The sequence below is a fragment of the Neobacillus niacini genome (assembly GCF_030817595.1).
GTDB classification, from domain to species: Bacteria; Bacillota; Bacilli; order Bacillales; family Cytobacillaceae; genus Neobacillus; species Neobacillus niacini_G.
The window spans coordinates 5964539-5988337 of sequence record NZ_JAUSZN010000001.1; the positions used below are offsets into that span (position 1 = coordinate 5964539).

Annotated in this window: 25 protein-coding genes and 1 pseudogene; 21 read left to right on the forward strand and 5 right to left on the reverse strand. The window is 37.7% G+C overall.

Annotation, left to right across the window (positions count from 1 at the left end; all coding sequences use genetic code 11):
* The first annotated feature begins 19 nt into the window (after positions 1 to 19).
* Entirely contained in the window at positions 20 to 1819 is a 1800-nt protein-coding gene (locus QFZ31_RS28315) for a M3 family oligoendopeptidase (RefSeq protein ID WP_307309609.1), read from the forward strand.
* 75 nt (positions 1820 to 1894) lie between these two features.
* Here QFZ31_RS28315 and pssA read toward each other — a convergent pair whose 3' ends face one another.
* Positions 1895 to 2434, reverse strand: coding sequence for a CDP-diacylglycerol--serine O-phosphatidyltransferase (gene pssA / locus QFZ31_RS28320; protein WP_179596945.1), 540 nt, complete (start codon positions 2432 to 2434; stop codon positions 1895 to 1897).
* Positions 2435 to 2563: 129 nt separating this feature from the next.
* On the opposite strand from pssA, the gene QFZ31_RS28325 reads away from it, so the two are divergent.
* Positions 2564 to 3361 (forward strand): phosphatidylserine decarboxylase, encoded by a 798-nt coding sequence (locus tag QFZ31_RS28325; protein WP_307309613.1) that lies wholly within the window; start codon positions 2564 to 2566, stop codon positions 3359 to 3361.
* Between the two features lie 60 nt (positions 3362 to 3421).
* Here the strand turns inward: QFZ31_RS28325 and QFZ31_RS28330 are convergent, their stop codons facing one another.
* The gene (locus QFZ31_RS28330) at positions 3422 to 3562 is read right to left on the reverse strand and encodes a sporulation histidine kinase inhibitor Sda (protein WP_045517793.1); all 141 of its coding nucleotides are present in this window, start codon (positions 3560 to 3562) and stop codon (positions 3422 to 3424) included.
* Positions 3563 to 3984: 422 nt separating this feature from the next.
* On the opposite strand from QFZ31_RS28330, the gene QFZ31_RS28335 reads away from it, so the two are divergent.
* The 8 genes from QFZ31_RS28335 to QFZ31_RS28370 are packed head-to-tail and all read left to right on the forward strand — an operon-like array spanning position 3985 to position 9015.
* The gene (locus tag QFZ31_RS28335; RefSeq protein ID WP_307309615.1) at positions 3985 to 4500 is read left to right on the forward strand and encodes a YqeG family HAD IIIA-type phosphatase; all 516 of its coding nucleotides are present in this window, start codon (positions 3985 to 3987) and stop codon (positions 4498 to 4500) included.
* A gap of 30 nt (positions 4501 to 4530) precedes the next feature.
* Positions 4531 to 5613: a ribosome biogenesis GTPase YqeH gene (gene yqeH / locus QFZ31_RS28340; protein WP_307311835.1), complete on the forward strand. Its 1083-nt coding sequence runs from the start codon at positions 4531 to 4533 to the stop codon at positions 5611 to 5613.
* Positions 5614 to 5641: 28 nt separating this feature from the next.
* Entirely contained in the window at positions 5642 to 6472 is an 831-nt protein-coding gene (aroE, locus tag QFZ31_RS28345) for a shikimate dehydrogenase (protein ID WP_307309616.1), read from the forward strand.
* Position 6473: 1 nt separating this feature from the next.
* Positions 6474 to 6764 carry a ribosome assembly RNA-binding protein YhbY gene (yhbY, locus tag QFZ31_RS28350; protein WP_179596935.1) on the forward strand — a complete coding sequence of 97 codons (291 nt, stop codon included), beginning with the start codon at positions 6474 to 6476 and terminating at the stop codon, positions 6762 to 6764.
* A 16-nt stretch (positions 6765 to 6780) separates the two neighbouring features.
* Complete coding sequence (locus tag QFZ31_RS28355) at positions 6781 to 7350, forward strand: nicotinate-nucleotide adenylyltransferase (protein ID WP_307309618.1); 570 nt, start codon at positions 6781 to 6783, stop codon at positions 7348 to 7350.
* Positions 7340 to 7906, forward strand: a complete 567-nt coding sequence (gene yqeK / locus QFZ31_RS28360) for a bis(5'-nucleosyl)-tetraphosphatase (symmetrical) YqeK (protein ID WP_307309619.1) — start codon at positions 7340 to 7342, stop codon at positions 7904 to 7906. The genes QFZ31_RS28355 and yqeK overlap by 11 nt, the downstream gene beginning before the upstream one ends.
* A gap of 3 nt (positions 7907 to 7909) precedes the next feature.
* Positions 7910 to 8266 carry a ribosome silencing factor gene (gene rsfS / locus QFZ31_RS28365; RefSeq protein WP_063251362.1) on the forward strand — a complete coding sequence of 119 codons (357 nt, stop codon included), beginning with the start codon at positions 7910 to 7912 and terminating at the stop codon, positions 8264 to 8266.
* Complete coding sequence (locus tag QFZ31_RS28370; RefSeq protein WP_307309620.1) at positions 8263 to 9015, forward strand: class I SAM-dependent DNA methyltransferase; 753 nt, start codon at positions 8263 to 8265, stop codon at positions 9013 to 9015. The genes rsfS and QFZ31_RS28370 overlap by 4 nt, the downstream gene beginning before the upstream one ends.
* A gap of 303 nt (positions 9016 to 9318) precedes the next feature.
* On the opposite strand, the gene comER is transcribed toward QFZ31_RS28370, so the two are convergent.
* Positions 9319 to 10143, reverse strand: coding sequence for a late competence protein ComER (gene comER / locus QFZ31_RS28375; RefSeq protein WP_179596924.1), 825 nt, complete (start codon positions 10141 to 10143; stop codon positions 9319 to 9321).
* Positions 10144 to 10230: 87 nt separating this feature from the next.
* On the opposite strand from comER, the gene QFZ31_RS28380 reads away from it, so the two are divergent.
* The 3 genes and pseudogenes from QFZ31_RS28380 to QFZ31_RS28390 all read left to right on the forward strand — a co-directional run bounded on the left by QFZ31_RS28380 (position 10231) and on the right by QFZ31_RS28390 (position 13802).
* On the forward strand, positions 10231 to 10863 hold the full coding sequence (locus QFZ31_RS28380) for a helix-hairpin-helix domain-containing protein (protein ID WP_307309626.1): 633 nt from the start codon (positions 10231 to 10233) through the stop codon (positions 10861 to 10863).
* Between the two features lie 80 nt (positions 10864 to 10943).
* Positions 10944 to 11390 (forward strand): annotated as a pseudogene (locus QFZ31_RS28385) (ComE operon protein 2); the annotation flags it as partial.
* A gap of 78 nt (positions 11391 to 11468) precedes the next feature.
* Complete coding sequence (locus QFZ31_RS28390) at positions 11469 to 13802, forward strand: DNA internalization-related competence protein ComEC/Rec2 (RefSeq protein ID WP_307309631.1); 2334 nt, start codon at positions 11469 to 11471, stop codon at positions 13800 to 13802.
* Between the two features lie 66 nt (positions 13803 to 13868).
* On the opposite strand, the gene QFZ31_RS28395 is transcribed toward QFZ31_RS28390, so the two are convergent.
* Positions 13869 to 14003, reverse strand: coding sequence for a YqzM family protein (locus tag QFZ31_RS28395; protein ID WP_045517769.1), 135 nt, complete (start codon positions 14001 to 14003; stop codon positions 13869 to 13871).
* Between the two features lie 309 nt (positions 14004 to 14312).
* Here QFZ31_RS28395 and holA point away from each other — a divergent pair, with 309 nt between their 5' ends.
* Positions 14313 to 15329, forward strand: coding sequence for a DNA polymerase III subunit delta (holA, locus tag QFZ31_RS28400; RefSeq protein ID WP_307309635.1), 1017 nt, complete (start codon positions 14313 to 14315; stop codon positions 15327 to 15329).
* A gap of 53 nt (positions 15330 to 15382) precedes the next feature.
* Here holA and rpsT read toward each other — a convergent pair whose 3' ends face one another.
* Positions 15383 to 15643, reverse strand: a complete 261-nt coding sequence (gene rpsT / locus QFZ31_RS28405; RefSeq protein ID WP_063251355.1) for a 30S ribosomal protein S20 — start codon at positions 15641 to 15643, stop codon at positions 15383 to 15385.
* A 212-nt stretch (positions 15644 to 15855) separates the two neighbouring features.
* Between rpsT and gpr the strand changes: the two genes are divergently transcribed.
* From gpr to grpE, 7 genes are all read left to right on the forward strand, one after another.
* A complete protein-coding gene (gpr, locus tag QFZ31_RS28410; protein ID WP_307309637.1) occupies positions 15856 to 16992 on the forward strand; it encodes a GPR endopeptidase in 1137 nt (378 codons plus the stop codon).
* Positions 16993 to 17086: 94 nt separating this feature from the next.
* Complete coding sequence (locus tag QFZ31_RS28415; RefSeq protein WP_307309639.1) at positions 17087 to 18277, forward strand: stage II sporulation protein P; 1191 nt, start codon at positions 17087 to 17089, stop codon at positions 18275 to 18277.
* Between the two features lie 19 nt (positions 18278 to 18296).
* Entirely contained in the window at positions 18297 to 18623 is a 327-nt protein-coding gene (locus QFZ31_RS28420) for a DUF3679 domain-containing protein (RefSeq protein ID WP_307309642.1), read from the forward strand.
* 141 nt (positions 18624 to 18764) lie between these two features.
* Complete coding sequence (lepA, locus tag QFZ31_RS28425) at positions 18765 to 20600, forward strand: translation elongation factor 4 (RefSeq protein ID WP_179596905.1); 1836 nt, start codon at positions 18765 to 18767, stop codon at positions 20598 to 20600.
* Between the two features lie 204 nt (positions 20601 to 20804).
* Complete coding sequence (gene hemW, locus QFZ31_RS28430; protein WP_307309647.1) at positions 20805 to 21947, forward strand: radical SAM family heme chaperone HemW; 1143 nt, start codon at positions 20805 to 20807, stop codon at positions 21945 to 21947.
* Positions 21948 to 22071: 124 nt separating this feature from the next.
* The gene (hrcA, locus tag QFZ31_RS28435) at positions 22072 to 23103 is read left to right on the forward strand and encodes a heat-inducible transcriptional repressor HrcA (RefSeq protein WP_307309652.1); all 1032 of its coding nucleotides are present in this window, start codon (positions 22072 to 22074) and stop codon (positions 23101 to 23103) included.
* 106 nt (positions 23104 to 23209) lie between these two features.
* Positions 23210 to 23791 carry a nucleotide exchange factor GrpE gene (gene grpE / locus QFZ31_RS28440; protein WP_179596899.1) on the forward strand — a complete coding sequence of 194 codons (582 nt, stop codon included), beginning with the start codon at positions 23210 to 23212 and terminating at the stop codon, positions 23789 to 23791.
* Positions 23792 to 23799 lie beyond the last annotated feature (8 nt).

A 23799-nucleotide genomic window follows, 5' to 3' on the forward strand; every position in this document is an offset into this window, starting at 1 on the left:
TATTCAAGGGAGGTATAGGATGACAGCCACTACATATTCAGATGTTTGGAATCTTGAAGTATTTTTTAAAGGTGGAAGCGATTCAGCTGAACTGGCAGAACACTTAAAGGTAACAGGGGAATTAATTGACCACTTTAAAACAAAAGTACATAACTGGAAACCGCTCAATTCAGCAGAGGATAGCGTTTATTTGAAGGAGTTTTTATCAGACTTTGAAAAAGCAGGTAAAAAGCTTCGCCAAGCTGCGGCATTTGTAGGCTGCCTACAAGCTCAAAATACAGAAGATAAAAAGGCATATACTCTTGAAGCGACAGTAACAGGGCTTAGTGCTACATTTCAATCTGCGCTTAGTGCATTTGATAATCTTTTATCATCCATCAATGATAAGGTATGGGCACAATTAATAGAAGATAAATACTTATCAGAGTTGACCTTTTCGCTGACAGAAAGACGCGAGAGGGCAAAAGAAAAGCTTTCAATTGAGGAAGAAGCATTAATCAGTGCATTAGGTGTCGATGGCTACCATAGCTGGGGCCAATTGTATGATCTCATTGTTAGTAAAATAAAGGTTTCTATTGAGGAAAATGGTGAGGTAAAACAACTTTCCGTAGGGCAGGCGGCCAATCGCTTTTCCAGTTCAAATCGGGCAGTACGCAAAGAAGTGTTTAGGAGCTGGGAAAAGTCTTGGAATGAACAAGCAGATTATTTATCAAAAACATTAAATCATTTATCAGGTTTCCGGTTAAATGTTTATCAAAAACGCGGCTGGGAAGACGTATTAAAAGAACCATTGAGTATTAACCGAATGAAAAAAGAAACATTAGAGACAATGTGGGCGGTAATATCTGAAAATAAGCAGCCGCTTGTAGAATATTTAAACCGTAAAGCTAAGCTTTTAGGTCTCGAAAAGTTAAGCTGGTTTGATTTAGATGCTCCATATGGAAAAACGGAGTCCAAGGTATCTTACCAAGAGGGTGCAGAATTCATTGAACAAAACTTTGCTCTTTTCGGTGAAAAAATGGCTGCTTTTGCTAAGAAGGCGTTTGAAAATCAATGGATTGAAGCGGAGGATCGTCCGGGGAAAGCACCTGGCGGTTTCTGTACAGGGTTCCCTGAAAGTGAAGAATCACGTATCTTCATGACTTATTCAGGTACTCCTTCCAATGTTTCTACATTGGCTCATGAGCTGGGGCATGGTTTCCATTCCTATGCGATGAAGGGTGTACATTATCTTAACCGCGGGTATGCCATGAATGTGGCCGAAACGGCATCGACCTTTGCGGAGATGATTGTTGCTGATGCAGCTGTAAAAAATGCCAAGGACGAAGAAGAGAAGCTTGCTTTACTAGATGATAAAATTCAGAGAACGGTTGCTCTTTTAATGAACATCCATGCGCGCTTTTTATTTGAGACACGCTTTTATGAGGAAAGAAAGCGTGGTCCAGTGTCCGTTGAAACGTTAAACGTATTAATGGAGGATGCACAGAAGGAAGCTTATTGTGATGCTTTAGACGAGTATCATCCATTATTTTGGGCGTCCAAACTTCATTTCTTTATCACAGGCGTGCCGTTTTATAACTTCCCGTATACATTTGGTTATCTGTTTTCACTTGGAATCTATGCGCAGGCGCTTGAGGAAGGTACAGGATACGAAGAAAAGTATATTTCTTTATTAAGAGATACCGCTTCAATGACGGTTGAGGATTTGGCGGCTAAGCACTTACAAGTGGATTTAGTCCAAAAGGATTTCTGGGAAAAGGCAGTCAAAATCTGTATTGATGATATAGAGGAATTCCTTCAATTAACAGCAAATAAATAAAATTTTAGCCCAGCAGATTTCTGCTGGGCTTTGCTTGTCTAGCTTCAGCGCCTAGGGCGCTCCCGCTTATCTTTTTTACATTTTCCTTAGTTTAAATGGGCTAACCATTAGGAATGATAGAATGATGATAATGAATAAAAAAGTTTGAGCTGGGACGTAAGGGATAGCTAAAAAGCTTAAGGTGGCTAAACAGCCTGCAGCTGTAATTGGTAAACCAGTAAAATACCCGTTGCTTTCGGTAATATTGAAGCGTGCCAATCTAAAAGCACCGCAGCCGATATAGAAGACGGTAAAGAACGATCCAGGTCCGCCGAATTCATTTAAAATTCCTTGATATAGTAATAGTGCTGGTGCGACTCCAAATGATATAATATCACTCATGGAATCTAATTGTTTGCCTAGCTCTGACTCGATATTAAATTTTCTTGCCGCCATTCCATCAAAACGATCAGCTAAAGCAGCAATAAAAATTAGAAGCAAACTTAGTCGTAAATTTCCTTCCAGTGCAAAAATGATCGCAAAACCACCAAAGGATAAATTCGTTAAGGTAATAACATTCGCTGTTTGAGACTTCAGTTTCTTAATTGTCGAATCAAAAACGTCTAATAAAAACATTTAGCTCCACCACTCCTTCTCAACAAGTAGGAAGAGAACTTTATTTATTTTCCTAACTCTATTTATTTAATATTAAGCTTTTTTAGCCATTTCGTAAAGAGTATTTTTACACTTTTTGGGGGTCATGTAATGTTAAAGCATGTATATCGTTTAATGATAGAACTAACGAATGGAAGATGGTCATCGGTCATTTTAAGGCGGTTTGCACGCTCGAGGGTTAGCAGATTCGTCGTTCCTTCCTTCGCTAAGATTTATAAATTAAATCAGAATGAAATGGAAAAAGCCCTCAATGAATATCCCACACTGCACGATTTATTTATCAGGACTTTAAAAAAGGAAGTAAGATTGGTTGATAAAAATGAAAATTCGGTAGTGAGTCCAGTGGATGCCGTGATCGAGGATGTCGGGTCCATAAATGAAACAAGTGAAATGCTCGTCAAGGGCAAGTCATATTCCATACAAGAAATGCTTGGAAGCGAACATACTGTTACGAAATATTTAAATGGTACATATATGGTGCTCTATTTAAGCCCGAGTCATTACCATCGGATTCATAGTCCTGCAGATGGTGCAATCGTAAACCAGTGGACGCTTGGCTCAAAGTCATACCCTGTTAATAAAATGGGTTTAAAGTATGGGGTTCGAACGTTAGCGAAAAACTATCGAATGATTACAGAAGTGAATACAGCAAGCGGGCATATTGCGATTGTGAAAGTAGGAGCCATGTTTGTAAACTCGATTGAAAAAACTCATCAAGGAATGCATCTGCAAAAAGGTGAGGAAATGGCGTACTTCAGTTTCGGTTCCACAGTGGTTTTGTTGTTTGAGAAGGGGATTTTCAAATTAGATTCCTCTATCCATACACCAAAGGATATTCGAATTGGTGAAAAAATTGGAGTCCTTGTTAAGGGAAATAGCGGCGCTTAATAAGTGCCGTACTGTTTTATAAAAAAGAAAAAGCCCTCGAGGGGCATATGGATTATCTATTTATGAAGAAATTTTCATTTTGTTGAATAAGGATCTACGATGAATTTCTGTTTCTATTAGATGTATAAACTCGGGGCTTAGATTTAATTCTCTTGCTTTATAGTAGGATTCAATGAGTAATTCATCTGACAGTTTACGCAAGCCAGAATGCACCTCCATAAGAAAAATAAATGGTACTAAAATGTATAATTGAAGCATATAATGGTAGGTTCAATTGTTGTACCCTAAATCTACCAAATTAAATTCGATAGGACAACCTTTCCAATTATTCACAATTTGCAGTGGATAACTTGTGACTAATTTGTTTATAAAGTATAAAAAAGTACTTGAAACAATGGGTATAATGTTAATAACTTTATCCACAGAAGTGAAAATGCTGTGATTTTGTCGAAAAATATTTTTTATATTTCATATTTATAGTAAAAAGGTGATACATCTTTGTAAGAATGTCGAACTTTGACAAATAATAAAACAAAACAACTATAATAGTTTTATTTTGATACTACGGTTAAAATTGGTTATGATGGTACAGATAAACAGATGATTAATGAGGTGTAAGCTTAGTGTTAAAAAATTTTCTACCTGATGAGCATGTAAAAAGCATATTAGATATTGACCCTGGAGAACTAAAAAAAAGAGGGATTAAGGGAATTATTACGGATTTAGATAATACGCTTGTGGAATGGGATCGGCCGAATGCCACACCGGAGCTCATAAAATGGTTTGAACAAATAAAAAAACATAATATACGCGTTACAATTGTTTCTAATAATAATGAAAACCGTGTGAAGGAATTCTCGGATCCATTACAAATTCCATTTATATTTCAAGCGCGGAAGCCACTAGTGCGCGCGTTTAATAAGGCGCTTTCCCAAATGGGAATTAAGAAAGAGGAAACAGTTGTTATTGGGGATCAGTTATTAACAGATGTCTTAGGTGGAAATCGAAGCGGGTTTCATACGATTCTTGTTGTTCCGGTTGCACAAACAGATGGATTTTTCACTAAATTTAACCGTTTTGCGGAGCGAAGAATTTTGAACTGGTTCAGAAGAAAAGGCATGATTCAATGGGAGGATTAAAGTGTGAGTGAACAAGAGCAATATTTATGTATGGGTTGCGGTGTTAAGGTCCAAACTGAAAACCCCGCGGAATTAGGATATGCGCCGTCATCAGCGCTCGAAAAGGATAGTATTATTTGTCAGCGCTGTTTTCGTCTTAAACATTACAATGAGGTTCAGGATGTCAGTTTAACAGATGACGATTTCTTGAAAATTTTGAATGGCATTGGCCAAACAGATGCATTAATTGTTATGATTGTTGATATTTTCGACTTTAATGGCAGCTGGCTGCCAGGGTTACACCGATTTGTCGGCAATAACAAAATCGTCTTAGTTGGTAACAAGGTGGACCTATTACCTAAATCGGTGAAACATAACAAATTGATTCATTGGATGAAACAGGAATCAAAAGAGTTAGGACTACGGCCTGAGGAAGTCTATTTAGTTAGTGCGGAGAAAGGCAAATATATCAAAGAAACAGCGGCGGCAATAGATGAAATGCGAAGTGGAAAAGATGTCTATGTGGTAGGATGTACAAATGTAGGGAAATCTACATTTATAAATAGAATCATAAAAGAGGTTACTGGTGAAGGAGATATTATCACTACATCACACTTTCCTGGTACCACTTTAGACATCATTAAAATACCACTAGAGGATGGCAAAGCACTGATTGATTCACCTGGAATCATCAATCACCATCAGATGGCCCACTATGTTGATAAAAAGGATTTAAAAATTATTACTCCGAAAAAAGAGATAAACCCAAAGGTTTTTCAATTAAATGAAGGACAAACTTTGTTCTTTGGAGGATTGGCTCGGTTTGATTTTATTAGTGGTGACAGGAATTCATTTGTTTGCCATGTTTCAAATGAAATTAATATTCATCGTACCAAAACGGAGAATGCCGATGAATTATATCGAAACCATGTTGGGGAACTGCTAGCTCCACCTCGAAAGGATGAATTAGATTCATTTCCTGAGCTGGTAAGACAAGAATTTACGATTAAGGAAGCAAAAACGGACGTTGTGTTTTCTGGACTTGGCTGGGTCACCGTTAATGAGCCGGGAGTAAAGGTTGCAGCATATGTGCCAAAGGGTGTGCAAACCTTGACCCGAAAATCCTTAATCTAGATAAGACAGCGAAATGGGGGGAAACCAGGTGAAGAAACTTTTTGCGGTTTTGGGGTATCCAATTGGTCATTCAATGTCACCAATTATGCTTAATGATGTATTATCCTATTATGAAATCGATGCCCATTATCATCCTTTTAAAGTAAGTCCAGAGGAATTAGAAACAGCTATTAGAGGGTTGAAGGCAATTGGGATTTCAGGATTTAACGTAACAATTCCACATAAAAGCGCGATTATACCTTTTCTAGATAGTGTGGATGATTTGGCATTGAGTATTGGTGCAGTAAATACGGTGGTTAATGATAATGGGAAACTAGTCGGCTATAACACGGATGGATATGGATTTATTAAAGGTTTGGAACCATATATCTCATCCTTTTCTGACAAGAAGGTCTTAGTTATAGGGGCAGGAGGGGCTGCAAGGGCGATTTATTTTACGATGGCGAAAATGAAGCCTCTTGCACTTGATATTACCAATCGAACGGTCATAAAAGCGACAGAGTTAATCAAGGCATGCCCATTTGAATCAAATTCTAGAGCCTTATCTTTAGATGAGGCAGAGGTTCAACTGAATGAATATGATGTAGTTATTCAAACAACAATGATAGGCATGTACCCAAATGTGTTAGAAACACCCATTAGTCTAAAAAAATTAAATAACCAAGCCTTGGTTTGTGATATTGTTTACAACCCACTAGAAACACAATTATTAAAGGAAGCAAGGCAGAAGGGTGCAACCGTCCAAAATGGAGTTGAAATGTTCGTTTATCAAGGTGCTTTGGCATTTGAAAAATGGACAGGAATTTTCCCTGATGTAAAAAGAATGAGAGAAAATGTATTAAGACAGTTGGAGGCGTGAAATGTTAACAGGTAAACAGAAAAGATTTTTGAGGTCGAAAGCCCATCATTTAGATCCGATTTTTCAAGTAGGAAAAGGCGGAGTAAATGAAAATATGATTAAGCAAGTGGCCGACGCGTTAGAGGCGAGAGAACTTTTTAAAATAAGTGTTTTGCAAAATTGTGAAGAAGATAAAGATGTTGTTGCAGAGCAGCTTGCTAAAGGAACAGGAGCTGAAATCGTTCAAATCATTGGAAATACGATCGTGCTTTATAAAGAGTCGGTAGAAAAGAAACAAATTTCACTTCCATAGTACAGGAGGTTTCGTCATGACAAAGGTTGGGATTTTGGGAGGGACCTTTGACCCGCCTCATTACGGACATTTGTTAATTGCTAATGAGGTACTCTCCAAACTTAATCTAGATGAAGTTTGGTTTATGCCAAACCAAGAGCCTCCTCATAAGCAGAAATCGGAGTCAGTTGAGAATATAGACAGGCTGCAAATGCTTGAGCTTTCAATCAAGGGGAATTCATCCTTCCGAATTGAAAAAAATGAGTTGGAGAGATCAGGTCCATCGTTTACTGTCGATACCATGAAGATATTGAATGAACGATATCCAAATCATCAGTTTTTCTTCATCATTGGTGCAGATATGATTGAATATTTGCCTAAATGGCATAAAATTGACGAATTAATTAAGCTTGTGAGATTTGTTGGTGTTGAAAGACCGGAATATAGCATTAAAACCGATTATCCTATTATTTACGTGGATGTACCAGCATTTGATGTTTCTTCAAGCATGATAAGAGAGAGAGTACAGCAAGGGATGACGGTACGTTATTTATTACCTGATCCTGTCATCGACTTTATTAGGGAGAATCATTTATATGGAACGTGAACAAGCATTAAAAATTGTAAAAGAACAGTTGACTGACCATAGATATCAGCACACATTAGGTGTCATGGAAACTGCCATTGCTTTAGCGAAACAATATGGTGCTGATGAAAAAAAGGCAGAAACAGCTGCAATTTTTCATGACTATGCTAAATTTCGCCCTAAGGATGAAATGAGGCAAATTATTCTCAACCAAAATTCCCCTCAAGATTTACTCCACTATCATGCGGAATTATGGCATGCACCTGCAGGAGCCTACTTGGTGGAAATTGAAGCGGGAATAAAGGATAAGGAAGTGCTTGATGCGATCCGTTACCATACATCTGGAAGGCCGGGAATGACCCTGTTAGAAAAAGTAATTTATTTAGCAGATTATATTGAACCAGGCCGACATTTTCCAGGAGTGGATGAGGTTAGAGCCTTAGCCAAAGAAAATTTGAATACCGCATTAATACAAGCGGTTAAAAATACCATACTATTCTTAATGAAAAAGAATCAACCGGTTTATCCGGATAGCTTTAAAACATATAATGATCTCGTAATGAGACAGGAGGATTGATTAATGTCTAATCAAGAATTATTAAAAATTGCTGTAAAAGCTGCAGATGATAAAAGAGCTGAAGACATTTTAGCACTCAATATGCAGGGAATCTCCTTAATTGCCGATTATTTTATTATTTGTCACGGGAACTCCGACAAACAAGTTCAGGCGATTGCAAGAGAAATTAAAGAAAAAGCTGAAGAAAACGGATATAATGTGCGAAGAATGGAAGGCTTTGACGAAGCTACGTGGATCTTAATTGACCTTGGAGATGTGGTTGCCCATGTATTCCACCGTGATGAAAGAAGTTACTACAAATTAGAACGCTTATGGGGCGATGCACCGTTAGAGGATATTCGCAGTGAGCTGACAACATGAGCTATGAACGGTTTGCCTATTTATATGATGAGCTGATGCAAGATGCTCCATATGATGAATGGGTGAGATTTGTAAAAGAAAAATTGGATCAATATCAAGCAGGTGGTAAAAGTCTGCTTGATCTTGCCTGTGGTACGGGAGAGCTCTCCGTTCGTTTCGCCAAGGAGGGCTTTTCGGTTACAGGTGTAGACTTGTCTGCTGATATGCTCGCGGTTGCTCAGGCAAAAGCTCAGGAACAGGGTTTGCAAATTCCTTTTTTTGAACAGGACATGGCGAGTTTAGAAGGACACGAAGAATTTGATATTATCGGTATTTTTTGTGATTCATTAAATTACTTGCAATCTGATGACGATGTTATACATACGTTTAAAAGTAGCTTTAATCACCTTAAGGATGGCGGCCTATTCTTCTTTGATGTCCATTCTCTTTATAAAATTTCTCACGTTTTTATGAACCAAAGCTTTACGTTAGCAGAGGGACACTTGTCCTATATTTGGAACAGCTTTGCTGGCGATTCACCCAATAGTGTGGAGCATGAATTAAGTTTTTTTGTTTTAGACGAACAATCAGGCAAGTATGATCGCTTTGATGAACTTCATTTTCAGAAAACATACCCTGTACAACAGTATGCTGATTGGTTAAAACAAGCAGGTTTTGAATTACTGGAAGTCAGTGCAGATTTCGAGAATCAAGAACCGCAGGAACAATCCGAAAGAATATTTTTTATTGCAAGAAAAACGACTTTTTAAAAAGAAGAAAAGGCTCTCGAAAAGTTCTGCGAGAATGGAAAAATTGTGTGTGCATACTTTAGATAATTGGCACCCTGTTGATTGGAGCGGAAGGTGCGAAGACTCCTGCGGGAGTACGGGGCTGGGGAGACCCCACAGGCGCTAAGGCGCCGAGGAGGCTCCCCGGCACGCCCTAAGGTCCGCGAAGCACCTGGAGCGGAAATCAACAGCCCCATTAACAGAGGGAATCAAAAAAAGCCATCTTTGTAAAAAAAGATGGCTTTTTTTTGAAAATAATAAAGGATTTTGTTATTTCTTAGCGAATTAATGCTTATAGAACTGTAAATTAACCTTTTCAAGGTCTTCATTAAATTTTGAATGTGTTGCTTGGAAAACATGTTCAAAGACCTCTCCAAGCTCTTCCTCCATTACTTTAATGCCCTCACCTGTGATGCCGCCCTTAACACAAACTTTTTCTTGTAATGAAGGTAATGTATAATGCCCTTGTTTGATTAACTCCCCGAGACCAACAATCATTTCACTCGCCATCACTGTCGCCGTTTCTTGATCAATCTCCGTTTCTTTTACAGCTGCGAGTATAAACCGTTGCAGCAAGTAACTGAAAAATGCTGGACCGCAGCTGACAATATCAGATGCCACTCTTGTTATTTTCTCATCAATCGTTACCGGTACCGATATCTTCGCAAATAGACTCTCCACTTTTGTTTTCCAAATATCACTGCACTGATCACCAAACGTTATAAGAGAAACTCCCGCTAATGCACGGTTTGTAATGCTCGGAATAACCCTAATTACTGAACTAATTGTTTTAGCAGCAAGTTGATTTGTATCGATAGGGCTAGTGATCGATATGATGCATTTCTTATTATTCAAATGGGGATTAATCTCATCAAGAATTTTATATACATCCAAGGGTTTAACACAGATGAACACCAAATCGGATTGAGATGCGACTGCAGCTGCATTTTCCCCAACCCTAATACCCTTATATTTATCTTTAAGCAGCATCGCTTTTGTTTTTGTTCTATTTGTTATAACCATTGAAGAAGGGGAAACTGCTTTTCCATCGATCAAAGCCTCGATCAAAACTGTCCCCATATTCCCGGTACCAATGACACCTATTTTCATTATTCCGACCCTCCTTCGCATGCAGATTCTCTAATAACAATATGAAAATTGATAGTGAAATATACCAACTGAAAGGATGGATTCATTATGAAGGATTGGATGTATGAGCATAAAATTTATCTTATTATCGCTGTCATCATAGCATTTGGGACCATTTATTATTTTTTAGAGGATAGAAATTCATCCTCAGAAATTAATATGGAACATATTGTCCCAGCAGAGATAAATGAAGAAAAGGAGGTCTCTCAGCCGCCACAAAACCAGAAACAGGATCCTGAAAGCTTCATTGTAGATGTAAAGGGGCAGGTCAAAATGCCCGGTGTCTATTCATCTAGTCAGGATGAAAGGGTAATAGATGTGGTTCAGCGTGCTGGAGGGTTAACGGAAAATGCAGATGAAAGCAAGGTGAATCTTGCCGAGCATGTTCAGGATGCAATGGTGATTTATATTCCTGCAAAAGGAGAGGAAGGAAGTATCCCGCAGGGGTTAACTACTAATCCTTCTGACACTGGAGGAACTAAACAAGGAAAAATAAATCTAAATAAAGCAGATGAAAATGAATTGCAAAATCTGCCCGGGATTGGTCCTTCAAAGGCTGCTGCAATTATGGAATATAGGAATACAAATGGACCATTTAAAAGTGTTGAAGATTTGAAAAATATAAGCGGAATCGGTGACAAAACATTTGATAAACTAAAAGATTTAATTACGGTCCAATAAGGAAAACTTATTGACCTTTTAAAGTCTCCAATATTACACTTAAGGCAGAAATAAATCGAAATTTGGAGGAGTTGGAGAACATGGAGCGCATTTCTTGGGATCAATATTTTATGGCACAAAGCCATTTGCTGGCATTAAGAAGTACTTGTACAAGACTTACAGTGGGAGCGACGATTGTCAGAGATAAGCGAATTATTGCGGGTGGTTATAACGGTTCTATTGCCGGCGGAGACCATTGTATCGATAAAGGCTGTTATGTCATTGATAATCATTGCGTAAGGACGATTCATGCAGAAATGAATGCTCTCCTGCAATGTGCCAAATTTGGTGTACCTACAGCTGAAGCTGAAATTTATGTAACTCATTTTCCATGTCTACAGTGCTGCAAAGCAATTATCCAGGCTGGGATTAAAACAGTTTATTATGCAGAGGATTATAAGAATCACCCTCATGCAGTGGAGTTATTTCAGCAAGCAAAAGTAAAGACTGAAAAGGTAGAATTAAAAGAATCTGTTATTGATTTACGCCAATTAAACCACTAAGCCTCAAAATAGCGCCGGGACGTCCCGGCGTTATATATCCTTTCTTGAAAAATGGAGAATAATATGAATGGTAAATATTTTTATTTTGCGATAGCTGCGTTATTAGGTATATCAACCTCGTTATTTCTTTTTCTTCCGGTTATTTTTTTAACCACCATTTACCTTTTTCTCCTTAGTAAATATAAGAGCTATAGCAGCTACCAGCTTATATTTGTCACCGGTATTTTCATTCTTTTTTTTCTCACCAGTGAACATACCTTAGCAGATAATACATCTAAACTGTCAGACAACACATCTACCTTTCAAATTCAATATACAGAAAATACAAAATTTGATGGTGATTTGCTTAAGGTTGCAGCATTAGATAGAAAGAATAAAGAAAAGCTTCTAATACGCTATCAAATAAAATCTGAGGAAGAGAAAAAGGAACTTAAAAACACCAACTTTTATGGCCGTCTCTGTCAAGTCACTGGTCAATTGAAAAATCCTTCCATTGCTAAAAATCCGAATGCTTTTAACTACCGTACATATTTATACAATAAACAAGTTTATAAGATTGTCGAACTAAGTAATCAACCTCTAAGTAAATGCTCTCTCATTAAGTCATCTCCATTAACCATGATAAAAGAAATACGTTTTAATGGTATAGGCTACCTCGAAAAAAACTTTCCAACTGAAATTGCGGCACTTTCAGCAGCATTAATTTTTGGGGATCGGAGTATGTTTGATCCAGAGATATTAATGGATTATCAAAAGACAGGTATCGTCCATTTACTGGCCATTTCTGGGCTGCATGTTTCTTTATTAATTGGCATGGTTTTTTATTTAGGAATTAGAATTGGGTTAACTAGACAGTTCATGATGAATTTTCTTCTAATCATTTTACCGATTTATGCAATTTTAACCGGTGCTTCACCTTCCGTTATAAGGTCTGTATTAATGATCTTCCTTGTTTTATTTATTTTACGATGGAAAAAACATTTAAAAATGTCACCAATTGATGCTATTAGTCTCACGCTAATGATATATGTATTTTTTACTCCGCTGATTATTTTAGATGCAGGGTTTCAGTTGTCCTTTTCCGTCAGCTTTGCCATTATTTTATCTTCCTCTAACATTCTGTCTCGGTACCAACAAACAATTTCAGCCATGGTGGTTACCTCAATTATTGCTCAACTTGCAGCGCTGCCAATATTACTGTACCACTTTTTTGAAATTTCCTTTATTAGCATTGCGGCTAATCTTCTTTATATTCCACTCTTTTCATTTGTTTTTCTTCCAGGTTTATATCTTTTGTTTTTCATTCAGATTATCTTTAAGGACACTCCATCGTTTCTTATAAATATATTTATGAAAATAATTACCTTAGCAAATAGTCTAATTGAACAGCTTGCAGACTTATCGTTTGCTCAGTTTATAACTGGAAGACCAAACTGGCTAAACTTTATGGTTTATATTCTTATTATCCTAATTATTTTTCTATTATGGGAAGCAGGTTTGCAACAAAGAAGGAAATACATAATCATTCTTTTAGCAATTATTTTATTTACATTTCAGAACATATGGAATTGGGCAAATCCATATGGGGAAGTCACCATGATTGATGTTGGACAGGGGGATAGTATATTAATTCACTATCCATTTGGTAATGGTACTTATTTAATTGATACTGGAGGCAGTGTCCAATTCGAAGAGGAAGAATGGAAAAAGGCAGCAAAACCATATGAAGTTGGGAGAGATGTGGTGGTCCCATTTTTGAAGGGGAAGGGAATAAAGAAACTAGATAAACTAATCCTGACACATGGTGATAGTGATCATATTGGCGGGTCTGTAGCTGTTTTGAAGGAAATAGAAGTAGAACAGATTATTATGCCGTCGGTTGCTGAACCTTCACAATCCGAATTAACCGTTATTCAGGAGGCGAATAAATTAGGTATTCAGGTGGTAAAGGTTGCTCGGGGAAGTCAATGGAAAAATGGAAAAAGCTTATTTTATGTTTTAAGTCCTGAAAAAAATTATCAGGGCGAGCGTAATAGTGGATCGATCGTCATTATCGCCAACATTGGAGGGCTCAAGTGGTTTTTTGGAGGTGATCTCGATCAAGAGGGGGAAGATAGGATTATAAGGAAATACCCAAACTTGGATATTGATATTTTGAAGGTTGGTCACCACGGTAGTAAGACCTCAAGCAGTGAGAAATTTATCAATAGTATTACACCAACGATTTCCTTGATCTCTGTTGGTGAAAGAAACCGGTATGGTCATCCTCATAACGAGGTGTTAGAACAACTTGCAAAAACAACAATATACCGGACTGATCTGCATGGTGCAATTACGTATAGGTTTTACGGTGAGCGTGGAACCTTTTCTTCCTATTTACATAATATAAAGCAATAGCTCATCAGAAAACATAAAAGAGACTGCAAGATATGCAGCCTCCCAACATTCATTATGTAGCGTACATTAGGAACCGATAATTTTAATAACTGTTGCAATAATAAACATTGTAGCAAAAAAACCAAAAGAAACGATAAAGCCTACCCCAGAATCAATTGCGTCGTTGCGTTTACTTTGCACATTCTTTTCAAATTCATTCACAGTATACCCCTCCTATTTCACATTATAGTATAAGCTTTTTTATTTAAAAAATCCAGCATGCTTTCAATATCTACTTCCTGTATTGACAAGAGTTGACACAAATACTTTAATCCAAAAAGGTGACACTAAATTTACACAAGGAACTCCGCCATGCAATTAAATGATCCTAGGGCTTTGGTTGCAGGCGTTCATTATAGATCGGGACTTGGCGCTTATAAGATAAGCGTCATTTCCCTTTTAACACTTGTCAAATTGTCCAAGCTTCATTACGATAGATAATGGAATGTGAATCGAAGGGGAGCTTGGATAATGGTATTAGATATTTGGAAACAAATTAAACAACGGGAAATTGCTCCCATTTATTTATTATATGGTATAGAAGCATTTTTAATCAATGAAACAAAACAATTGCTGCTAAATCACGTTTTAGATGAAGAAGAGAAGGACTTTAATTTTACTGCTTATGATTTAGATGAAACCCCTATTGAAGCGGCGTTAGAAGACGCTGAGACCTTCCCTTTTTTAGGTGAGAAAAAAGTAATTTTCTTACATAATCCTAAATTTTTAACTGCAGAAAAGACAAAAGATAAAATTGACCATAACCTCGCGCGGCTTGAAGCATATCTTAAAGATCCAGCACCCTACACTGTTTTGGTCATCTCAGCACCTTATGAGAAGCTGGATGAACGAAAAAAAGTGACCAAAGAATTAAAGAGATCTGCGGTTTTAGTGGAGGCTAAAAAATTAAATGAGCACGATTTAAAAAATTGGGTGAAAGAAAGAGCAAAGATTAATGGCATTGTTTTTGACCACGATGCGCTCGATTTGTTAATAACTTTGGTTGGAACCAATATGTTTATGATTAGCAGCGAGGTCGATAAATTAGCTTTATACGCTGCAGAGGAAAAACGAATTAATGCGGCAATAGTAGAAAAGTTAGTGTCGAGGTCGCTTGAACAAAATATTTTTACCTTGATAGAGAAGGTTGTACAACGAAAACCGGAGGCTGCCCTAAGAATTTATTATGATTTATTAAAGCAAAATGAGGAGCCTATTAAAATTTTAGCCTTGCTGGCAGGGCAGTTCAGGTTAATTTATCAAGTCAAAGAGCTCTCGCGCAGAGGATATGGGCAGCAGCAAATTGCGGGCTTTTTGAAAACTCATCCCTTTCGAGTAAAGCTTGCCGCTGGCCAAGCGAATCAGTTTACAGATGAAGAATTGACGAATCTTATGGTAATGCTTGCAAATGCAGATCACCAGATGAAAACGGGCGGGATGAATAAGTCATTACTAATTGAGATGTTACTTTTTAAAATAAAGCGCTAAGACACAAAAAAACGATTCCCTCAAAAGGAATCGTTTTTTTATGCGCTCTTTTATTATAGAGAGTTAGCTTTTTTAGCAAGACGTGATTTTTTACGAGCAGCAGCATTTTTATGGATAAGTCCTTTTGCAGCAGCCTTGTCTAGTTTGCTAGCAGCAGTTGAGAATGCTTCTTTAGCTGCAGGAGCGTCGTTAAGAGTAACAGCAGCTTCTACTTTCTTAACAGCAGTACGCATTGCAGATTTAGCAGTTGTATTTTGAGCATTACGAGCTTCGCTTGTTTTTACACGCTTAATAGCAGATTTAATGTTAGGCATTACTTTCACCTCCTACAAAGAATCGAGACTATATGAACTCGACTTTACCTTCATTCACAATTATTCAGAACAAGTGATATTTTATCAAACCAAACCCTATATTGCAATACTTGATTTAATTACATCTAAGAAAAACCTGAATGTTTTAACCGAATAAGGGCAAAAATAGGAAATAGTTTCTATTTAGAAATTAATGATGGGAGCGATACAGAATGCAGGAAGAGAAGAACACGGATATTGATTTAAGCCAGTACTCGATTCGAACGGATTTAGCGATTGAAGCAAGAGAAATGGTCATTGCTGATAGGGAAGGATCAGTTCAACAGGGTGAGAACATTTCCCAAATTGAAGGAGTCATTATTAAAGAAAAGGATATAGATGATATAAAAATATCTTTGGTGGAGGTCACAGAAGCAGGGGGAAAACAACTGGGTAAAAAGCCGGGACGCTATTTAACGGTTGAGGTACAAGGGATAAGACAGCAGGACACTCCTTTACAACAAAAGGTTGAGGAAATTTTTGCAAAAGAATTTTCTCACTTCCTAGAAGGAACTGGTATCAAAAAGGATGCCTCCTGCCTCGTGGTGGGTCTGGGAAATTGGAATGTTACTCCTGATGCCCTTGGTCCGATGGTCTGTGAAAACCTATTGATCACCAGGCACTTGTTCGAATTGCAGCCTGAACATGTAGAGGAAGGGTACCGTCCTGTTAGTTCGTTAGTTCCAGGGGTTATGGGATTAACTGGAATCGAAACGAGCGATATCATCTTCGGTGTAGTTGAGAAAACTAAGCCTGATTTTGTCATCGCGATTGATGCATTAGCAGCGCGGTCCATTGAAAGGGTTAATTCTACCATTCAGATTTCTGATACAGGTATTCACCCAGGATCTGGTGTTGGAAATAAAAGAAAAGAATTAAGTAAGGAAACATTAGGAGTTCCAGTAATTGCTATTGGTGTTCCGACCGTTGTTGATGCGGTTTCCATTACAAGTGACACGATAGATTTTATCCTTAAGCACTTTGGAAAGGAACTTAAAGAAGGGAATCGTCCTTCACGAGCACTGGCACCAGCGGGTATGACTTTTGGAAAACGAAAAAAGCTTACTGAAGAGGACCTTCCTGAAGAAAAGCACCGTCAGACCTTCCTTGGAATGATCGGTACATTGGAGGAAGAGGAAAAGCGTAAGTTGATTTATGAAGTACTCTCCCCATTGGGACACAATTTAATGGTCACTCCAAAGGAAGTAGATGTGTTTATTGAAGATATGGCCAATCTTATTGCCAGCGGGTTAAATGCCTCGCTCCACAGTAATATTGACCAAGGAAATGCCGGGTACTATACAAGATAATATTTAAGTGACCACCTCACAATTGCGAATTGTGGTTCTAGTAATTCTAGTAATGTCATAAGTATTTACTAGAATCAAATTGAGAGGTGGAACCATGAAATCTACTAGGAATTCCGGATTATTTTTAACAGTGCAAGGGACGAATCTAATAAAAGTAACCTCTTTTATCCTATTATTTATGCTATTGGTCTTTTCTATCAGCGGGCTATTAACATCGTTAAAGCCCCAGTTTAGACCTATGTCTAATTCTGTTAATACGGCAACGAACGAAGTAAATGGAAAAATGCTCTATCAGCTCATGGCTTGGGAGAATCATCATTTCTTATCCATTGAGGATGACTTAACAGCAAGTCCCAAGTTAACTAATTTAATCTTTAAGCTTTCGAGCAATATTAATTTAAACGATCCAAGGAGCCTTTTAGGAAGAGAACTTCCAGGTTTTGAACAGTTTGATGGAAAAATCCTAGTTGCTGGTGAAGGTTCCAATTATACAAACATGCCATTTGAGTCCTCCCCCCCTTTAGAAATAATGAAAGCAGAAAGAGAAGCGTCACTGCAGAATATTGAAGGTATAGATAAAGGGAACGAGGATAATATTCCATCAAACCCTTCACTTACAACAGGTGATAAAAAGGTGGTACATCTTTACTTTACTCATAATCGTGAGTCATATCTTCCTTATTTACAAGGGGTGACCGACCCTAATCTTGCCTATCATTCACAATTGAATGTCACTAAAATTGGAGATCAGTTGAAAGCGGGATTAGAGGCTAGGGGCATTGGAACCTCCATTGATAAATCTGATATTATGGGAAGTGTGAAAATGGCTAATACTTACCAGAAATCTGGTGAGTTAGTCCAAACAGCAATGGCTTCAAACCGTGAATTACAATATTTTATTGATATCCATAGGGACGCTCGACGTAAAGATAAAACGACAGTAATGATTAATGGACAGGCCTATGCACAGTTGGCTTTTGTTATTGGCGGGAAAAACCCAAATCATGAAAAAAATGAAAAGTTAGCACGTGATTTGCATAATCTGCTTGAAAAGAAATATAAAGGATTAAGTTGGGGAATTCATATGAACCAGGGTGCTGGACAAAACGGTGTCTATAATCAAAATTTGTCTGAGAATGTAATATTAGTGGAATTTGGCGGTGTAGATAATACATTTGAAGAGTTAAACCGTTCCGCAGATGCACTTGCAGATGTATTTAGTGAATACTTCTGGCAAGCAGAGAAAGTTAATTCCGATGGTGAGCAATCCACGGATAAACAATAGAAGTAAAGGAGCATGTCCTATGAAAATGTTCATGCTGAAATTTTTTTGTATTGTATCTCTCATGTTTATTTCGGTGTTAGCCGGTATGCAATTAGCGAATGATGGTATTCATAAAATGAAGGGCTATGACGACCCTAATTTTCAAAATGCGGTTGCCTTAAATGACAATGGTGACCATGTTAAGGCTACATTCTTGGGAAATGACATCTCAAGTCATGACATTGATGAAAAGAAAAGGAAGCTTGAGGAGATAAGTGCCTTTAATCTTTTTTCTTCGATGGGAAAGAAGGTTTCAGAAGGTGTTTCTTCAGCTTCCGAAAAACTTATTAATCTTATTACTCAATAAATATTGCCAGCGGTTCCTAAATGGGGATACCGCTATTTTTATGGAAAAATCACCCTCTTTTAGTTTTCATTGAATCTTATTTCCCGTACTGATATAATCAAAAATAGTGTACTTGTGCGAGTTATAGTAGGAGTGAAATAGATGAACAGAGAAGATAAACTAAAAAGACAATCAAAGATAAGAAATTTCTCGATTATAGCCCATATTGACCATGGGAAATCAACATTAGCTGACCGTATATTAGAAAAAACGAATGCATTAACTTCTCGTGAAATGAAGGATCAGCTTTTAGATTCGATGGATTTAGAAAGAGAACGCGGGATAACGATAAAGTTAAATGCTGTTCAATTAAAATACAAAGCAAAAGACGGTGAAGAGTATACCTTCCATCTCATCGATACACCAGGACACGTCGATTTTACCTATGAGGTTTCACGTTCCCTTGCTGCTTGTGAAGGTGCTGTTTTAGTTGTTGACGCAGCACAGGGTATTGAAGCGCAAACCTTAGCGAACGTTTATCTTGCACTAGACAATAACCTCGAAATTTTACCTGTTATCAATAAAATTGACTTACCTAGTGCTGAACCTGAAAGAGTACGTAACGAAATTGAAGAAGTTATTGGACTTGATGCCTCCGAAGCAGTATTAGCCTCGGCTAAAGCAGGTATTGGGATTGAAGATATCCTCGAACAGGTAGTGAAAAGTGTCCCTGCTCCAACTGGTGATCCTGATGCTCCATTAAAAGCATTGATTTTTGACTCCCTTTACGATGCCTATCGTGGTGTTGTGGCTTACATTCGAGTGGTCGAGGGCAGTGTAAAAGTAGGCGACAAAATAAAAATGATGGCAACAGGTGCTGAATTTGAAGTAAATGAAGTTGGGGTCTTTACTCCTAAATCTACACTTCTAAACGAGTTAACTGTTGGTGATGTTGGGTTCCTTTCAGCGTCAATTAAAAATGTTGGCGATACTCGTGTCGGTGATACGATTACGAATGCTAAAAACGGTGCATCCGAACCGCTCCCAGGTTACCGTAAATTAAACCCAATGGTGTATTGTGGCTTGTACCCAATCGATACAGCAAAATTTAATGATTTACGTGAAGCGCTGGAGAAACTGCAGTTAAATGATTCTGCGCTCCAATTTGAGCCTGAAACATCTCAAGCCTTAGGTTTTGGTTTCCGCTGTGGATTCTTAGGTCTTCTTCATATGGAGATTATTCAAGAGCGTATTGAGCGTGAATTTAAGATTGATTTGATTACGACGGCTCCGAGTGTTATCTATGATGTACACATGACAAATGGCACTCAAATAAAAGTGGATAACCCTTCAAATCTTCCGGATCCACAGAAAATTGACCATGTTGAAGAGCCGTACGTAAAAGCAACGATGATGGCTCCAAATGAATATGTCGGTGCGATTATGGAGCTGTGCCAGCAAAAGCGTGGTATGTTTATTAATATGGAATACCAAGGTGAAAACCGTGTAAGCATCATCTATGAAATTCCGTTAGCAGAAATTGTTTATGATTTCTTTGATCAACTTAAATCTAGCACCCGAGGCTATGCATCATTTGATTATGAGTTAATTGGCTACAAACCGTCTAGCTTGGTTAAGATGGATATATTGTTAAACGCTGAAAAGGTGGATGCTTTAAGCTTTATCGTTCATAAAGATTTTGCCTATGAACGTGGCAAAGTCATTGTTGAGAAGCTAAAGGAATTAATCCCAAGGCAGCAATTCGAAGTTCCTGTCCAAGCCGCAATTGGTCAAAAAATTGTTGCTCGTTCAACCATTAAATCCATGGGTAAAAACGTATTGGCTAAATGTTATGGGGGAGATATCTCCCGTAAACGAAAGTTGCTTGAGAAACAAAAAGAAGGTAAAAAACGGATGAAACAGGTTGGTTCTGTTGAGGTCCCGCAAGAAGCTTTCATGGCTGTTCTTAAAATGGATGATAACAATACAAAAAAATAAAAAATGAAACGGGAGGTTGGGATGTCTAATTATAGGCGAAATCCAGCCTCTTTTTACTAGAAAAAAATGTCTAGCTGCAGCGCCTAGGGGCTCTAAGGTCTAAGTCAATCCGTCAGAAAGGTTAAAGAACAACCTTCCCGCCGGCTCGTCTTATGCCTGTCGCCCCTGAGCAAGGCGCTTCCGCTTTTCCAGGAAGGTGAAAATATGATTAAAGCTGCTTATCTCCATATACCCTTTTGTGAGCATATTTGCCATTATTGTGATTTTAATAAAGTTTTTCTAAAGGGGCAGCCGGTGGATGAATATCTACTGGCACTTGAGCAGGAAATGATTCTTACGTTACAAAAATATCCTACTAATGGACTGGAAACCATCTTTGTAGGCGGAGGAACTCCCACTTCTTTAAATGAAAAACAGCTAGACCGGTTTTGCGAAAGTATAACCAGAAACTTACCGATGGGCAACAAGGTTGAATTTACTTTCGAAGCAAATCCAGGTGATTTAACAAAAGGAAAGTTACAAATATTAAAAGATGCAGGTGTAAACCGACTCAGTCTCGGAGTTCAAACCTTTAATGATGAATTATTAAAGAGTATTGGCCGTGTACATCGTGCTAAGGATGTTTACCAGACTGTAGACAATGCCAAGTCTATTGGTTTCGAAAACATCAGCATTGATTTAATTTTCAGTCTGCCTACCCAAACCATTACTGATTTTAAGGAGTCATTGACTCAAGCTTTTACACTAGACATTCAACATTATTCGGCATATTCATTAATTATTGAACCTAAGACCGTTTTTTACAATCTAATGCAAAAAGGGAAACTTCCTACACTAGGAGAAGATACAGAAGCAGCGATGTATGAACTCGTAATGGAGGAAATGGAACAGCACGGTTACAACCAGTATGAAATAAGTAATTTTTCACAGCCTGGCTATGAAAGCAAACATAACCTAACATACTGGAATAACGATTACTATTATGGGTTTGGTGCAGGAGCTCACAGCTATGTGAATGGCTGGAGACGCTCCAATGCAGGACCATTAAAAAAATATATGGAACAACTTGCTGACGGAAAGCTCCCTATCTTTGAAGAACATCAAACTTCCAAAGCAGAACAAATAGAAGAAGAAATGTTTTTAGGTCTGCGAAAAACAGATGGAGTATCTATATCCCATTTCATCGCAAAGTTTGATATGGACCCACTGCGAATTTTTGAAAATGAAATTTCAGACTTGATCGCTAAAAAATGGATAGAAGTGAAAGATGATAATATTTATTTAACAAAAACAGGGCGGCTGCTGGGTAATGAGGTTTTTCAATCATTTTTAGGAGTCACTAGCTAAAGCTTTTTACTGGTGACTTTGCAAATTCTTAGTATCAAATGATTGACACCATCCCCCTATTTTTGATAATTTATTAATAGAATTAGCACTCGACTTCGATGAGTGCTAACAGAGGTGATGAAAGGTGTTAACAGATCGTCAATTATTGATTCTTCAGGTTATTGTTGATGATTTTATTCGGTCTGCACAACCTGTCGGCTCAAGGAGTTTGTCGAAAAAAGAAGAGATTTCATTTAGTTCAGCAACAATTCGGAATGAAATGGCAGACCTTGAAGAGTTAGGCTTTATAGAAAAAACGCATACTTCTTCTGGTCGTGTTCCTTCTGAAAAAGGCTATCGGTATTATGTAGACCATTTGCTGTCGCCACAAGCATTAAACAAGCAGGATATTTCGATTATTCAATCGATTTTTGCGGAAAGGATTTTTGAGTTTGAGAAAATCATTCAAAAATCAGCAAAAATCCTATCTGAGTTAACCAATTATACTTCAATCGTTTTAGGTCCTGCGGCCAGTTTTAATAAACTTAAACGGATACAGATCATTCCTTTAAACAAAGAGAGTGCAGTAGCAATCTTTGTAACCGATTCGGGCCATGTTGAAAACCGAACATTTTATTTGCCTCCATCTGTGGATGCGAGTGACTTGGAAAAGACAGTCAATATTCTAAATGAGCGTTTGACTGGGGTAGCCCTTGAAGATTTAAATGATAAAATCTACAAGGAAGTAGCAATGTTATTAAGGCAGCATATTCGTAATTACGATTTAATGATGCATACTATTGCTGATTCACTAAAAATGCCTGTTAATGAAAAGCTCTTCTTTGGCGGAAAGACAAATATGTTAAGTCAGCCAGAGTTTCATGATATCAGTAAAATTCGTGATTTATTACAAATGATTGATCACGAAGAGTGGATTTATCCTTTAATTAAAAATGACTCTGCTGGTATTAATGTAAAAATCGGCAGAGAAAACAACAACAGTGCAATGGAAAATTGCAGCCTAATTACTGCAACCTATTCCGTTGGAGCTGAAAGTTTAGGAACGATTGCCATTCTTGGGCCAACTAGAATGGAGTACTCACGTGTAATAAGCTTGCTGCAGTTTTTAAGTAACGATTTAACTTCAGTGTTAACGAAACTGTATCAAAAATATTAGCAGTGGAAATATTGAGTAAGGGTGAAAAGCTCTTTTTTCACCCCGCCTTATCATGAAATTAACAACTACCATAAATGTTTAACAATCCTTTAAGGAGGTGAGTAAGTTGACAGAAGAAAAGAACAACACGCTTAATGAGGAAGTTGAATCTGAAACAGTTGAACTTACCAATGAAGAAGTTGAAACAGTTTTTGCTGAAGCAGAGGATTCCAAAGATGATTCAACAAACATAGACTATGCTGCTGAAATTCAAAACCTCACAAGTAAATTAGAAGAAGCTGATAATCGTTACCTGCGTCTTCAAGCAGATTTTGATAACTTTCGCCGTCGCACTCGATTAGATATTGAAGCGGGTGAAAAATATAAAGCACAAAAGTTAGTGACTGAATTGCTTCCGACTTTGGACAATTTCGAAAGAGCACTTCAAATAGAAGCTGATAATGATCAAACACGCTCCTTGCTACAAGGAATGGAAATGGTTTATCGTAGTTTAGTCGACGCCTTGAAAAAAGAAGGTGTTGAACCAATTGAAGCAGTTGGAAAAGAGTTTGATCCAAATTTCCACCAAGCAGTAATGCAAGGAGAAGATGAGAATTTTGGCTCTAATATCGTAAGCGCTGAATTCCAAAAAGGGTACATGTTAAAGGATCGAGTAATCCGCCCATCAATGGTTAAGGTAAATCAATAAACCTACAT

Bases quoted from the DNA above. Each gene is read 5' to 3' on its own strand.
- QFZ31_RS28415 (WP_307309639.1), top strand. From the start codon at position 17,087: ATGAAATCTACTAGGAATTCCGGATTATTTTTAACAGTGCAAGGGACG.
- QFZ31_RS28325 (WP_307309613.1), top strand. From the start codon at position 2,564: ATGTTAAAGCATGTATATCGTTTAATGATAGAACTAACGAATGGAAGA.
- QFZ31_RS28420 (WP_307309642.1), top strand. From the start codon at position 18,297: ATGAAAATGTTCATGCTGAAATTTTTTTGTATTGTATCTCTCATGTTT.
- comER (WP_179596924.1), bottom strand. From the start codon at position 10,143: ATGAAAATAGGTGTCATTGGTACCGGGAATATGGGGACAGTTTTGATC.
- gpr (WP_307309637.1), top strand. From the start codon at position 15,856: ATGCAGGAAGAGAAGAACACGGATATTGATTTAAGCCAGTACTCGATT.
- QFZ31_RS28370 (WP_307309620.1), top strand. From the start codon at position 8,263: ATGAGCTATGAACGGTTTGCCTATTTATATGATGAGCTGATGCAAGAT.
- yqeK (WP_307309619.1), top strand. From the start codon at position 7,340: ATGGAACGTGAACAAGCATTAAAAATTGTAAAAGAACAGTTGACTGAC.
- holA (WP_307309635.1), top strand. From the start codon at position 14,313: ATGGTATTAGATATTTGGAAACAAATTAAACAACGGGAAATTGCTCCC.
- rsfS (WP_063251362.1), top strand. From the start codon at position 7,910: ATGTCTAATCAAGAATTATTAAAAATTGCTGTAAAAGCTGCAGATGAT.
- QFZ31_RS28380 (WP_307309626.1), top strand. From the start codon at position 10,231: ATGAAGGATTGGATGTATGAGCATAAAATTTATCTTATTATCGCTGTC.
- yqeH (WP_307311835.1), top strand. From the start codon at position 4,531: ATGGGTTGCGGTGTTAAGGTCCAAACTGAAAACCCCGCGGAATTAGGA.
- lepA (WP_179596905.1), top strand. From the start codon at position 18,765: ATGAACAGAGAAGATAAACTAAAAAGACAATCAAAGATAAGAAATTTC.
- hemW (WP_307309647.1), top strand. From the start codon at position 20,805: ATGATTAAAGCTGCTTATCTCCATATACCCTTTTGTGAGCATATTTGC.
- pssA (WP_179596945.1), bottom strand. From the start codon at position 2,434: ATGTTTTTATTAGACGTTTTTGATTCGACAATTAAGAAACTGAAGTCT.
- QFZ31_RS28315 (WP_307309609.1), top strand. From the start codon at position 20: ATGACAGCCACTACATATTCAGATGTTTGGAATCTTGAAGTATTTTTT.
- rpsT (WP_063251355.1), bottom strand. From the start codon at position 15,643: ATGCCTAACATTAAATCTGCTATTAAGCGTGTAAAAACAAGCGAAGCT.
- QFZ31_RS28355 (WP_307309618.1), top strand. From the start codon at position 6,781: ATGACAAAGGTTGGGATTTTGGGAGGGACCTTTGACCCGCCTCATTAC.
- QFZ31_RS28390 (WP_307309631.1), top strand. From the start codon at position 11,469: ATGAATGGTAAATATTTTTATTTTGCGATAGCTGCGTTATTAGGTATA.
- yhbY (WP_179596935.1), top strand. From the start codon at position 6,474: ATGTTAACAGGTAAACAGAAAAGATTTTTGAGGTCGAAAGCCCATCAT.